Below are 13,548 nucleotides of genomic sequence, written 5' to 3'. Positions count from 1 at the left end.
GGATTAATCAATTCTTCCACTCTAATCGTCTAGAGATTCCGTCAGTAAAGTTTTCTGTTTCAAGCGGGATGTAGGGAAGTGTTCCTGAAATATACCCTTCTAAAGTTTTCCATTGATTTTGAATATAGTCTTCTAGGTGTTCAAGTGCTTTTGCGCTTATACACTGAAATCCGTGAGACAAGGAAAGGTGGAACCACTGCACCTTTTGAATGGGAAAAGTATCAGGCACCCCCTTAAATCCGTTATTTTTCAATATCCAAGCCAACCACCATAATTGGCTGCTAACACCATCATCTTGAATAGTTTTGGGCAGAACACCTGTTTTGTAATCAATGATGATGCCCCCTTCCCTTTTATAGTCAATGCGATCTGCTTGAGCTACAAGCACTACAGACCCAAAAGCGGTGTTGACCTCTTTGCGCCCCTTTGCTTCTATAAAAGAAGTAAAAAAATTTTTTCTGCTTTCTAATTCATATTCAAAAAAACCTTCAAAACATCGCAGTATCTGAGTTCTGATCATTCTATTAGAGTATTGAGGAAATAACATTTCTTCGATTAACTGCATTAAGTGAAATTTCAGTACAGATTCTAAAAAAGAAACATTTCCTGGGCAACGTCGCATCCACTGTTCTAGTAATCGATGAAATAAAATACCCAATGAAGTGCCTGCTTCTTTTTGAAGGGGAGCCAAAGGATAAATTCCCAAGATGCGTTTTAAATAAAATCCATAAGGATTATTGTAGAGTAAAACCATATCGCTTACGGAAAGAATTTTTGGCTTTATTTGTGAACATAAAACACGAGGTTTATCACAAGAAGGGACGAAATAAGGAAAATTTTTAAAATTTTCTAAAACAGGACTAGATGATATACCTTGTAAACGCAGCAAAAATCTAGAAGGGTCCCCACTATTTTTAGAGCGAATAAAAATTATCTCAGGTGCATTTAAACAAGATAAAAAATTCCTGGCGGCCATTCCAATTTGCCAACTGGAGGGGGGAAATTTTAAATGCTCTTGCAATCCAGAAGGCAGTAAAGAGTTAGTAGTAATGCCTCTTGGCCATCCTCCTTCGTATAAACTGGTCAAAATGCATACATCATAACTTGGTGCTAACAATCGCGCTTCTTTTGGACCACAAAGGTATAAAAGTGTCTCACAAGAATCATTAAGGTGTTCTGGAGAGGACAAAAAATAATTTTGAAAAAGATGATTAAGTAAAACTCCTACTTCTGCTGCGTTCAGTGCCTCATAAGCAAAAGCATTATTTATCAATTCATTCAGCGCTTCTTTTACTTTTTTTCCAGACTCTTTCCAAAGCCAATCCTTTAATACGCCTTCAAGCGCTTGATTTAAAGTGTTTAGCCATAATTCTAATGAATAGCGTTGTAAAGAATTTATCATAGAAGAAAGTGACGAAAAAAAAGAATGAAAACTTTTTATAATGCGCTCTGCAATGCGCGGATATGGGGTATGTTGTCCGTGACGATTTAGCCATTCCCATAAGTTTTCTGGTAGAGGATTTCCTCTAAAATATCGGTTTTCAAGAAAACACATCCACTGAAAAAGGCCTGGGTAACGCCCTTTCCAAGTATTATGTTTTAAAAAGTCTGAAGCAGAAAAGAAAGACCACTTTTTTTCTATACACTGCCATAAACACAAAATAAAATGCGCACTGGTATGATGAATTAGGCATAACGATCCTTGCCATTGAATCGGGATTCCTTCGTTTTCTAGCAAAATAGATACTCCTTGAGCTAAAACAGGATCAGGGGTTGCACATAATGCTGACTTCCCCTTTTTGTAGCACGTTATCAAACATTGTGCTACTTGATACGCTTCTTCCATGGGGGTTGTCACAGTATAATAGTGCAGCGTGTTTTTGATAGGTACTGTCAAGAAATTTCCGTGATAAGAAGCTAAAAAAGCATCTTGAGCATCAGGAAAAGACGAAATCTTCTTTGATTTTTTTTTTATATTAGAGCTTTTAAAATACTCATCACAAATAATAACAATGTCGTCATAGTTAAGGTTTAAATCTAAAAGCGTTTTTTGAAATCCGTACAAAGGATGAAATGCAGAAAGGGAATCTTGTGAAGTTTGGCTTGGGTTGGGAGCATAAGGAAACAAAATCCACCCTTGGGGGTATTTCTTTAATTGTTTCATCATCTCTCGTGTAAACGGAAGTGTTCCTTGAGCCCCCATAAGTACCGTTGGGTCTTTTAATTCATCAAAACGATCAAGAAAATGTTCATAAACAGATTCACGAGGAGGATTTTTTTTTTTCAAAAAATCTGGCCATAGCTCTGAAATATACCGCAGTAAGTGCAGGGTTGAACACTCATACTGAGAAAAAAACTCCTCTTGTACTTCATAAAGTTTATGCCACGAAGTTTCATACATCAAACTTTGTTCCCATAGCAATAATGCGTCTTGTGCTATCATTATGCGACGTTCTAAAGGGATATCAGGTATAACAGGAGTTAAAAAAGAAAGCATCCACCCTAATTTTCTTTCAAAAGGAAGTGAATCATTTTTAGATACTGAGTAAATTTTGGGAAGACATTCTTCAGCACTATCGTGAGTAAAAAAAGCACGCCGCAAAAAAGGGATGCATCGCGTATAGGGAACATAAATTTTCCATCTTGATAGAGGAATATTAAGAAAATTGGACTGGTATTCTATCCAACGAACAGTTAAAGCAAACAGATTTTCTTTTTTAGCGCTCATCATTGCAAAATGTCGCATAAAAAGGGCTCCTGAAATTCTATGGTTTAATCATACGGTATGGGAGAAAAAATTTCACTATGGTTTTTTTCTCCTTCATGACATTTTGTAATATTTAGTATATAATTTCTTAAGAATAAAATAGGCGGCAAGCGCACGTGAAATTCTGGGAATGCCCGCAAAGAGGAACTCTTATCAAGCGGTATAAAAGATTTTTTGTTGATGTAGAGCTAGAAACGGGAACATGCGTTACGGCACATTGTGTTAATACTGGTGCAATGTTAGGATTAACAGAGCCAGGATCCAAGGTTTGGGTATGTCCCAAAAAACCCCAATCTTTAGGAAAGCTTCCTTTTGTCTGGATGATGGAAGAGGTAAAAGAGGGACACCAAGCAAAGCCGATCTTAGTGGGAACAAATACCGCTATTCCCAGTATGCTTGTAAAAGAGGCGTTAACAGAAAAACGATTTCCGCAGTGGTCTGACATAAAAAGTTTCAAAAGCGAGCCTTGCTTGGGAGAATCTCGTTTAGACTTTTTGCTTACCTTTGAACATTCTTTGGTATGGATTGAGGTAAAGAATGTACATTTAAAGCACAATACCGTTGCTTTGTTTCCAGATTGCGTAACCCAAAGAGGAACAAAACATCTGCGCTTATTAACAGCACTTGCACAACAAGGCAAGACTGCAGTGATGCTTTATGTCGTTCAACGTAATGACTGTTCTGTCTTTCAAATAGCAGGATATCTTGATGCAGAATACGGAAAGGCTTTTGAAGCAGCGCATCAGGCAGGTGTAGTCATGCTGGCTTATGGGTGTGAGATGTCTCTGCAAGGCATTACTATTCAATCTTGCCCCTTAGAAGTTCAAGGTGTGTGTTGGGCGCCATTTTAGGGGTAGAATTTTAATGCTCTCTTAGATTTTTTTACAACACGTATAAATAAGGTTTAACTCATTTCAAAAAGGTTTGTGATGTATCTTTTTTCTCCTTTATTAGAATCTTTGTTGATTCATCCTTTTCTGCAACGTGCAGTAATTTTGTGTTTTTTATCTTCTATTTTGTGTGCGTTAATGGGGGCAGTCTTAATGTCAGGAAAAACTGCGTTTTTAGGAGACGCCCTTTCCCATGGAATGTTACCAGGCATCACGCTAGGAACACGCATGGATGGGCCTTGGTGGATAGTAAGTCTTATGGGAGCAGTCTCAGGAATTATTTTAACAACTATCACTCTATGGACATCTCGCCATCGCGCATTAGACGTAAACAGCAGTATAGCAGGAATTTATTTATTGGCTATTGCAATTAGTATGTTTTTTGGAGGAAGCGAAGATTTAATGCACGCTTTTTTTGGATCTATTTTTATTGTTCCGCAGAGCTATGTTTTTGTTCTTACGCTGTGTACTCTAGGATCTGGGATTTTTTGTTATTATTTTTGGGACAATTTAAAAACTCACAGTTTTGATTCTGAATTTGCATACAGAACTTACCCTAAAATGCGGTGGATTTATCGAGGATGGATTGCTTTATTTGTGTTGAATGCCGCCATTCAATTTCAAGGAATGGGAGCGCTTGTCGTCTTAGGACTAACTATTTTGCCGTTTTTAAGCTTTTACGTTTCTGGAACTCACCTTAAACATATTTTTTGGAAATCTGTGCTTTGGAATATGTGTGCCACATTGTCTTCTCTTTTTTTTTCGTGCTATAAGGATTGGCCTTACGGTCCTACGTTGTTGATAGTCTTAGGAATAGGGTATGCGGGGTCATTAATTTATAGCAGAATTAAACTTCCGCATTTATGGCGTGTTTTGGTGATATTCTTTGTTTCCTTTGATTTGTATGCATACCGTCCATACATCGTCACATCTTCTTTTTTATTAAAACATATAACAGAAAAATTAACCCCAAAAGAGTGTCTTATTGAAACAATTTCAGAAAATGATTACACCTCTCCTTGCCATTGCAGTTCTCTTCATCATTTTCCGTGTAGCGCAAAAAGCATTAAAAAATTAACTAAGGCGGACCTTGTTATTCTTCACGGAAAGGGGGTGGATATGCAGTGGATTTCTACTTTAAATGCTTTAAAAATAAAAGCAAAAATCTTGGTCCTTTCAGAAAAAATAAAACTTAAAAAAATTGAAATTTTAGAAAAAAATCCAATACAAAAAGAAATTTCTAGAACGACTTTCACAGACCTTATTTCAGATGGTCATTTATGGCACGATCCCTATTATGTCATTCAGTACGTTACCATCATAACTGAAGCATTGCTTAAAATATACCCAAACAAAAGCATTCAAAGCCGTGCGGCTATTTATATCCGTGATCTTAACGATTTAGATGTTTGGATCCAAAACCAATGGAAAGGAAGAAAAAAACTTTCAGGGCTAGTTTTTCACAACTCTATGCCCTATTACCAAAATCGCTATGGAGTTACCTTGTATGCTCTTCCTGAGGCAAGCCATCATCAAGGAAATTACTTAATGCATTTGACAAAATTAAAAATTTGCGCAATTTTTCCAGAACAAAGCCATAGTTCTGAGGGCGCAGAGCAATTAGCAAAAGATCTAAAAATAAAATTAGCAAGTTCGTTGTGCATCGATGATATTCCTTTTGGAAAAACTTACTGCGACGTTATGAAAAGTAATACCGAAATTTTGTGTGATGCGCTGATACAAAACGAAGAAGAAAAGAGCATCTATTCAAAATCAAAAAAATAATAAAAGTTTACCTCCTTAGAGAGCAGTGTGGTTGTCTAAGGTAAAGTTTGTAGACAAAAAAAATAAAATGAGTTATAATCGGAATCAATTTATTGCTATGGTTCATTGATGAAGGTCGTTACACGTTTTGCTCCCTCTCCTACTGGATGGCTTCATTTAGGATCTGCCCGTACAGCGTTATTTAATTATTTGTACGCCAGAAAACATACAGGGAGCTTTTTCTTACGTATTGAAGATACGGATTTGCAACGATCTACTCCTCAAGCGGTGCAGCAAATTTTTGATGCTCTACGTTGGTTGCGTTTAGACTGGGATGAGCCCGTAGTTTTTCAGTCTAAGCGCCAACATCGCCATAGAGAAATAGGCCAGGTGCTTTTTCAAAATGATTCGGCGTATTGGTGTCATTGCACTCAAGAGCGTCTTCAAAATCTTCGAGAAACAGCAAGGATACAAGGAAAGGTTATAGGGTACGATCGCCATTGTAGAGAAAAAAATCTTCCTGAAGTGCCTGGGGTGTCTGTTTTAAGGCTGAGAGCACCGTTAACGGGGGGAGTGCATCTTAATGATCATCTAAAAGGAGCGCTTTACTTACAGTGTGATGCCTTAGATGATATGGTGTTGTTGCGATGTGACGGTTCTGCTACTTACATGTTGGCTGTAGTTGTAGATGATCACGATATGGGGATTACCCACATCATTCGTGGAGACGATCATCTTACAAACGCTTTTCGGCAAGCAAATTTGTATCATGCTTTGGGGTGGAATTTGCCAGAAATGACGCATATTCCTTTAATTCATGGCGCAGACGGAGCAAAATTATCTAAACGACATGGCGCTGCAGACGTTCAGTATTACAAAATTCATGGATTTTTACCAGAAGCAGTAGAAAGCGTTTTGTTACGTTTAGGGTGGGCTTATGGAAATGAAGAAAAAATTTCTAGAGAAAATGCACTGAAATGGTTTGATTTTTCTGGGTTGTCGCCCTCCCCTGGCAGATTTGATGAAGAAAAATTAATAGATCTCAATAAATTTTATATCTGTCAGTATTCTCCAGAAAAACTTTGGGAAGTCTTGGAAATGCAAGGAGACAAAGCCCGAGGGACAAAGGTCATGTCTGAATTACAAAAACGCGCAAAGACTTTGATAGATCTGAAAGAGCATCTAAGTTTGTACGTTCAAGAGGAAGTCCCTGGTATTTCTTTAGATGCGCTAAAAGAGATTACTCCAGAATTTTTTGAATATTTAAAAACTTTTTCCCAGGCATTGAAAAACGATGATGGAGATATGGAAAGTTTTTTGAAAGATTTTGTGAAAAAACGAGAAATAAAATTATCAGATTTTGGAAAAAGTCTTCGTATAGTTCTTTTGGGAAGGACTTCTTCTGTAGGATTGTATCATATGCTAGATGTTTTGGGGCCGTCTTGGATTCAAACTCGCATTCAAAGCGCTGTAAAAATTCATGAAGATGCAAAAAACTTTGCTTAATGCGCAAAGGTAAAATTTTTTTTCTTTTTTGAATTTTAAAAGCACGGAGATTCCAAGAACAATTTTTAGTTAAAGTGCGTTTGCTAGAATTGCACAAGGAACTATGTTAAAATATAGATCTGCAGGTTATTGGAAAATTATTTATGACCCATCATACAACTCACGCACTACAAAATGCCATTGCACAAATTGAAAAAGCTTTTGGTAAAGGGTCGGTGCTGTGCTTGGAGCAAGAAGCAGCCGAGCAAGTCGAAGTCGTATCTACTGGATCTTTGGGGTTAGATTTAGCTTTAGGTATTGGGGGACTTCCCTTGGGGCGTATTATCGAAATTTACGGTCCAGAAAGCTCTGGTAAGACAACGCTTTCGATGCACGTCATTGCAGAAGCGCAAAAACAATCAGGAATTTGTGCTTTTATTGATGTTGAGCACGCTTTTGACAAACAATACGCGCGAAAACTTGGGATTCAGCCTGAAAATTTATACATTTCTCAACCCGATACTGGAGAGCAAGCTCTGGAAATTGCAGATTATTTTGTGCGTTCTGGGGCGATTAAAGTTTTGGTTATTGACAGTGTTGCAGCTTTGGTTCCCAAAGCAGAACTGGAAGGAGACATGGGAGACTCTCACATGGGGTTGCAGGCGCGTTTAATGAGTCAAGCGCTCAGAAAATTAACGTCCTCTATTTCGCGCTCTAATATTATTGTTATTTTCATCAATCAGGTGCGTCAGAAAATTGGTGTTATGTACGGGAATCCAGAGACTACTACGGGGGGAAATGCACTAAAATTTTATGCATCTGTTCGATTAGACATTCGTCGCATTGGATCGATCAAAGGGAAAGGAAACGAAGAAATTAGAGGGAACCAAGTAAGGGTAAAAGTAGTAAAAAACAAGTTAGCCCCGCCTTTTCGTGAGGTGACCTTTGATATCTTGTATGGGCAGGGAATTTCTAAAGTTTCTGAACTTATCGATTTTGGTGTGCGTCTTGATTTAATCGCAAAGTCTGGTTCTTGGTATTCCTATCAATCAGAAAAACTAGGGCAAGGAAAAGAATCCGCGGAAGCCTATCTTTTAAAAAACCCAGAAAAAATGGAAGAACTAGAAAAAGCAATTCGTGCAGCAGTTCGTCCCAAAACTGATTTTTTTGATTGGTCTACTTCTGTAGGTGAGGAAAAGGTAGATTCCTTTAAAGACGAGGAAAAAGAAGAAAATCTTTTGAAAGAAGACGCTTGATTTTAATCATTGCATATGCGACTTTATCAAAACCGGTAATAAGGAACTTAGTAAAGTCGCAAAAAAAAATAAAATTTTTGTTTATGTACTGGTAAAGAAAGATGACTGAATAAAATTAATAATTTTTCTTATGAAAAGATTTCTGACAGAAGAAGATCGTGTTGCGTTACGAACGCAGCATCGGCAAGAAAAGAACCGACGCGTAGAAGATAGAATTAAGGCAGTTTTGTTATCCGAAAAAGGGGGGAGCTATTCGTCAAATCGCTAAAGCTCTTCTGATTGACGATCGTAGAGGAGTATAAGGAAGATCAAAAGTTGAATGTTTCACAAACAGCAGAACTTATCGCGCATTTGGAAAGCCACAACGTATATGAAAGTAAGCGATATCTGAGCTTATGTTCTTGAACCCTGTGTGGCTGCGCTCCCATAATTTTTCATTTAAAATCCAGCGGTGCGGTATGCAAATCCAACCAAGCAGGAAGCGTTTATTCATTATTACGAGACGGTGATGACAACACCGCCGAAGAATGAATCCATCCTGTTTGATGATGGCATGCCCCCCCACCATGGAAACGAAAATCACCTGTCAGGCACCCCCCAAGACGAGCCTACACGCATGAACCTTATGGGAAGGCATATGCGCCTTACAAGTGGTATCCTTCAAAACCTTGAAAGAGCCATTATGAAGACGTTTTTTGATCAGCTGAAAGACGCTTATCCAAAGGCGCCGTTCTACCTGATCTTTGATCAAGGACTCTACAAGCAAAGATACCTAAAAAGTAGCGAAAGAAAGGGGGGATTGAGGTGCATTATTTGTGCCCTCTCTAGCCCCCTTCCCCCATCGAAGAACATGTTAATCAATTTTTTGTCTCTGCCAAAAAGTTTTGCAAGAGTATGCTGTATTTTTTTGACCAAACCTGGGACAACATCACCATGGATCTTATCGACCTCGTCAATGACAACTTTCAACGCATTATTCCAACACTTTCAGTTTGATTTTGTATAAAAAGCATAGACAGAAGAAAGCTTTAGAAGATTAACCGGGGTCAAAAAGTCAACTTTTGAGAAAATGGCCCAGATCTTAAGGTTAGCTGAAGGTGAGCAAAAATCTAAGTAATTCCCCCCCAATACGCTAGGGGGCAAGGATCGCTTACTGATAACCTTAGAATATTTAAGAGAATACCGGAAATACTTTCATATATCTGGCAGCTATGGTCTGAGTGATAGCCTTTGCAAGAGGTCTATTAAAATGGGGGAAGATACGCTGATCAAGCATCCAGACTTTGCATTACCCGTGAAGAACGCGTTACTTAAAAGTGATAAGGAATATGAAGTTGTCCTTATCGATGCAACGGAAACTCCTATAGAGCGTCCTAAAAAAACAAGTCTTAAGAATACAATTTTATCCTGGAAAAAAGAGAAGACTTGCTTTAAAGACACAAGGGGGGGAGAAGAAAACAAAGAAGTGATTTGTACAGCATTTACAAATGGCAACTGTCATGATTTTAGGTTATTTAAAGAATCTAAAACAAAGATAAATCCTGGCATAAAAGATGCATCGCAACTCTGAATTTCCAAAGAAGAAAAGTAAGAAAAACCCTTTAACGAAAGAAGATAAAAATAAAAAACTTTCAAGCGAAAGAAAGGTGAATGAAACTATTATCGAATAGCTTAAACGATTTAAACTCATTGCCGCAAAAATAGGAAAAAAGGATTTTGCCTTAGGATTTGATCTTATTTCTTCTATTTATACTATGGAGCTAACTAAATGATAGTTTCCGAAGATGTCTACTGAATATTAAAACGTAAAAATTTAAATAGGAAGCCCAATCATTGAACCAAATCCATACTCGCAACAAAAATTTTGCTTCTTGTGGTGTCTTCGGCTAAAAAATCTTGATTCGTACGTATCTTCCAGGGTATCGAATACTTTGCATTCCTTTTTTGAAAGCCTAAAGGCGATATATCCAGGTAAATCAAAAAATAGCTTCTCTTCTTTTTGAAAAAAATTGCAGCTCTCTGGATCTTCTTTAATAAAACTATGATAAAAATCACAAGAAACTTCATAATTTTTAAGACGAATTGTGGGACCTATGCAAGCTTGAACTTTTAGAGGAGACTTTGAAACACTCCTAACTGCTGCCAACGTATTTTCTAGCACTCCTAAAAAAACTCCTTTCCATCCTGCATGACAAATACCTACAACGCTTTCTGTATCCCAAAACATGACAGGAGCACAATCTGCTGTAGAAACGCATAAAGTAATACCGGGAACATCTGTCACTAATCCATCGCAATCAGGGGCATCAGAAGGAATATCTTTAGTTACTATAAAAACATCTCCCCCGTGTACCTGGCAAGGAAACATCATCTTTTCAGGATCCATACGTAAAGAAAAAACTAGGTCGCGACGATTTTTTAAGTACGTTCCTATACTCTTGTACCCCACACTCATATTTCGCCCTTTAACCGTCCCTGGAAAAAATCCATGAGGGATACTCCACCCAGGGCAAAGACAAGGATCAAAATCTGAAAAGGTATAGTGCACTACTTGTTTTGAATCTGATGAAAATTCAACCATTCAATTAACGCCTTTTCAGATATTCCTCCAATATGACGGGCAACCTCTTGTACTTCCTGAGGATGCTTGGGAATAAGCACAAGAGTCGGAAGAGATTGAATACGATATTTCGTTGCAATAGAAGGATTCTGATCAATATTAATTTTTATAATTTTCAGAAAATCAAGCCAAGCTGCATCTTTTGAAAGTGATTCTAAAATGGGAACAAGTGCCTGACAAGGGGGGCACCAAGTAGCAAAAAAATCTATAAGAACATTGTGGGTTTTAGAAGATTCTGCGATCAACTCGACGTAATTTAAATTTTCCATTTTAGTCTCAAAAAAACATCAAAAACTTCTACAATTGTCTCAAAATATTTTCTAAAAGTCAATGTGCAAAAAATGGATTTATTTAACTTGGCATTGAAATTTCATTTATTTCGCATTAAGTTACATCAGTTTTTTGAAAATACAGATTTACTGAGAGGATTCATAAATTAATTTCGAGTTATATTAAGGCTATAAAAAAAATAGTACGAAAGATATCCTAATGTAAAAAACAAAAAAATAATTTATAATAGAAAAACGTTTGAAATGTACGAAAAATTCGTGTTAAATTTGACAAAAGTACGTATTAAGCGTAAAAATTTTATTGCTATTTGAGATCACAAAAAGTCAGGGGGATAAAAATAAACATGTTAGACAAAAGATTGTGGAATATTATGTTTTCCGGAAAAATCGATCAAAGAGGGTGGATTTTTGTTGGTATCGGGTGTTGTATTTCTGCATTGTTTTTTTTGGTGCATACAAAATTAGCTTTGCTTTGTTCGGCGGTAACGCTGATGGTGGGGTTGTTTTTTCGTGACCCCACGCGATGCACACCTTTAAAATCAGAGCTTATTATAAGTCCAGCAGACGGAATAATTTTGGATATTGTGGATTGCACCCCCCCTTCAGAGTTGGACTTGGGTCCAGGTCCTTGGGCGCGTATTAGTATTTTTCTAAATTTATGGGATGTTCATGTTAACCGTTTTCCTGTAGATGGGCGTATTTTGCAAGTTTCTTATGCTCCAGGAAAATTTTTAGAAGCTTTTACCTCTGAATCTTCTTTAGAAAATGAAAGGTGTGGAGTTGTTATTCAAGTTGCTCAAGGGTTTCAAGTGGCTTGCGTGCAAATTGCAGGGTGGATTGCAAGACGTATTGTGTGTGACGCTAAAGTAGATCAGCTTGCAAAAAAGGGAGAAAAATACGGAATTATTTGCTTTGGAAGCCGGATGGATTTGTACTTGCCCAAGTATCAAGTAGATATATGGGCAACACCTCATCAGCGTACCGTTGCCGGAGAAACGATTTTGGGAATGATTAAAGAGGAAGAGGATGCGAAACCTTTTGCTACACAAGAGTTTATTCCAGAAGTTAAAAAATTTAATATTTGATGTTTTCCCCTATAGGGAAAACTACTCTGTCCCTATATAATTTTTTAAAAAATATTTTCTCGCAAAGTTATCTTATACCAAATTTCATACTTCACTGTCTTTTAAAACTGATTTTAAGAATAAATCCTGTAAAAAAGAATCCGAAAAATTAAGAAATTTGGTATAAAAATAAAAAATAAGAAGAAGTTTCTCTTTAAAAATAAATGATCTTTTGTCAGGGAAATCTTTTATGAAGAAATTGGCATTAAAACATACAAAGTATCTCTATTAATTTCTTGAAATAAAACTGGATTTTGACTTTGAGTTCCTTCCATTGTCATTACATTTCCTCTGGCGTGCTGACAAATCTCTGAAAGATACCTCACGTTAAATATTAGCGTAAATTCTTCTCCGTCATAAGAAATTTTAACTACTTCTTTTGCAGAACCTTGGGCGCTATTTGCAGATACCACTAATCCTGTCTTACAAAAAGTTAATTTTACCGACCGAGTACGCTCTTCAATAACCATACTAACACGATCTAAACTCTTCATTAGTTCTTTTGGGTCAAATTGAACACAAAATACGTGATTTTTAGGGATAGCACCAATATAATCAGGAAATCTGTCAATCAGTAAACGAGAAAAAAATTGAAATTTTTCTCCCTGAAGCGAAACCTGATTGGCTGAAAATCGAAAAGAAACTTCCTCACTGCTATCGCTTTCCAAAAGACGCAGCATACTTTGTATAGTGCGTCTTCCAATAACTAAAAGTGATGCAGGGCTAGAAATAGCCGACTCATTGATCTTGATGTTTAATAATCGGCTTAGAGCTAATCTGTGTCCATCTGTTGCCACTACGTTGCAAGAAAGCTGATTTTGGGAGTCCTCTCTAAAATGAAAACAAGTCCCTGCTAGCGCATAACGCGTTTCTTCTGTGGCAACACAAAAACTTGTATCTTTAATCACATCTGCCAAAGTTGCCGGATCAATTAAAAGCTCAAAAGGAAGATCTTGAGTTTCCATTAAGGGAAACTCTTCTACAGGCAATGTGGGAAGATGAAATTCTGCTGCCCCACCTTGAATTGTTACGTGGTTTTCAAATCCTTCTAACGTAACCCATTGATCATCTATTTTTCGTACAATTTCATAAAGAAGGTGCGCGCACACTACGCTAGCACCTGAAGACTGAAAAGGCTTAATGACCTCTGTTTCCCATAAGCTCATTTCCATGTCAGTTCCTTGAACGGAAAGCAAGGGATCTCCCTGCTCTGAATGGTGAGCTTTAATAAGAATATGCGATAGAATCGGAACAGTCGTGCTCCTTCGATTAATAAGCAACTGCTGATGGGTCAAAATTTTAGAAAAAACTGCCTTTTCTACACATATTCTCATAAATGCTTCCAAATAATA

Annotated in this window: 11 protein-coding genes and 1 pseudogene; 8 read left to right on the top strand and 4 right to left on the bottom strand. The window is 37.3% G+C overall.

Annotated features, from left to right (window positions below; translation table 11 throughout):
- Positions 1-7: 7 nt before the first annotated feature.
- Positions 8-2,746: a PD-(D/E)XK nuclease family protein gene (locus HE1_RS05125; protein ID WP_035545407.1), complete on the bottom strand. Its 2,739-nt coding sequence runs from the start codon at positions 2,744-2,746 to the stop codon at positions 8-10.
- A gap of 137 nt (positions 2,747-2,883) precedes the next feature.
- Here HE1_RS05125 and sfsA point away from each other — a divergent pair, with 137 nt between their 5' ends.
- The 7 genes and pseudogenes from sfsA to HE1_RS07540 form a co-directional block, all read left to right on the top strand.
- Positions 2,884-3,618 (top strand): DNA/RNA nuclease SfsA, encoded by a 735-nt coding sequence (sfsA, locus tag HE1_RS05120; protein WP_035545406.1) that lies wholly within the window; start codon positions 2,884-2,886, stop codon positions 3,616-3,618.
- Between the two features lie 78 nt (positions 3,619-3,696).
- Positions 3,697-5,442 carry a metal ABC transporter solute-binding protein, Zn/Mn family gene (locus HE1_RS05115; RefSeq protein WP_035545403.1) on the top strand — a complete coding sequence of 582 codons (1,746 nt, stop codon included), beginning with the start codon at positions 3,697-3,699 and terminating at the stop codon, positions 5,440-5,442.
- A gap of 108 nt (positions 5,443-5,550) precedes the next feature.
- Entirely contained in the window at positions 5,551-6,927 is a 1,377-nt protein-coding gene (gltX, locus tag HE1_RS05110; RefSeq protein ID WP_035545401.1) for a glutamate--tRNA ligase, read from the top strand.
- A 143-nt stretch (positions 6,928-7,070) separates the two neighbouring features.
- Entirely contained in the window at positions 7,071-8,162 is a 1,092-nt protein-coding gene (gene recA / locus HE1_RS05105; protein ID WP_006302099.1) for a recombinase RecA, read from the top strand.
- 130 nt (positions 8,163-8,292) lie between these two features.
- A complete protein-coding gene (locus HE1_RS09265) occupies positions 8,293-8,430 on the top strand; it encodes a hypothetical protein (RefSeq protein ID WP_023492116.1) in 138 nt (45 codons plus the stop codon).
- 183 nt (positions 8,431-8,613) lie between these two features.
- Positions 8,614-9,168, top strand: a complete 555-nt coding sequence (locus HE1_RS09095) for a hypothetical protein (RefSeq protein ID WP_023492115.1) — start codon at positions 8,614-8,616, stop codon at positions 9,166-9,168.
- Between the two features lie 12 nt (positions 9,169-9,180).
- A pseudogene (locus tag HE1_RS07540) lies at positions 9,181-9,934 on the top strand (transposase family protein); the annotation flags it as partial.
- Positions 9,935-9,975: 41 nt separating this feature from the next.
- On the opposite strand, the gene HE1_RS05085 reads toward HE1_RS07540, so the two are convergent.
- Together HE1_RS05085 and HE1_RS05080 are read right to left on the bottom strand one after the other, a co-directional pair.
- Positions 9,976-10,743: a purine nucleoside phosphorylase YfiH/LACC1 family protein gene (locus HE1_RS05085; protein WP_006288206.1), complete on the bottom strand. Its 768-nt coding sequence runs from the start codon at positions 10,741-10,743 to the stop codon at positions 9,976-9,978.
- Entirely contained in the window at positions 10,710-11,051 is a 342-nt protein-coding gene (locus tag HE1_RS05080) for a thioredoxin family protein (RefSeq protein ID WP_006288207.1), read from the bottom strand. The genes HE1_RS05085 and HE1_RS05080 overlap by 34 nt, the downstream gene beginning before the upstream one ends.
- Before the next feature lie 365 nt (positions 11,052-11,416).
- On the opposite strand from HE1_RS05080, the gene HE1_RS05075 reads away from it, so the two are divergent.
- On the top strand, positions 11,417-12,157 hold the full coding sequence (locus tag HE1_RS05075; protein ID WP_006289230.1) for a phosphatidylserine decarboxylase: 741 nt from the start codon (positions 11,417-11,419) through the stop codon (positions 12,155-12,157).
- Between the two features lie 227 nt (positions 12,158-12,384).
- Here the strand turns inward: HE1_RS05075 and dnaN are convergent, their stop codons facing one another.
- Entirely contained in the window at positions 12,385-13,530 is a 1,146-nt protein-coding gene (gene dnaN / locus HE1_RS05070; RefSeq protein ID WP_006289229.1) for a DNA polymerase III subunit beta, read from the bottom strand.
- Between the last annotated feature and the right edge of the window lie 18 nt (positions 13,531-13,548).

The sequence above is a fragment of the Holospora elegans E1 genome, from assembly GCF_000648275.1.
Classification (GTDB): Bacteria; Pseudomonadota; Alphaproteobacteria; order Holosporales; family Holosporaceae; genus Holospora; species Holospora undulata_A.
The sequence above is the reverse complement of the archived record's forward strand: the minus strand, read 5'-3'. Positions and strand labels throughout refer to the sequence as shown.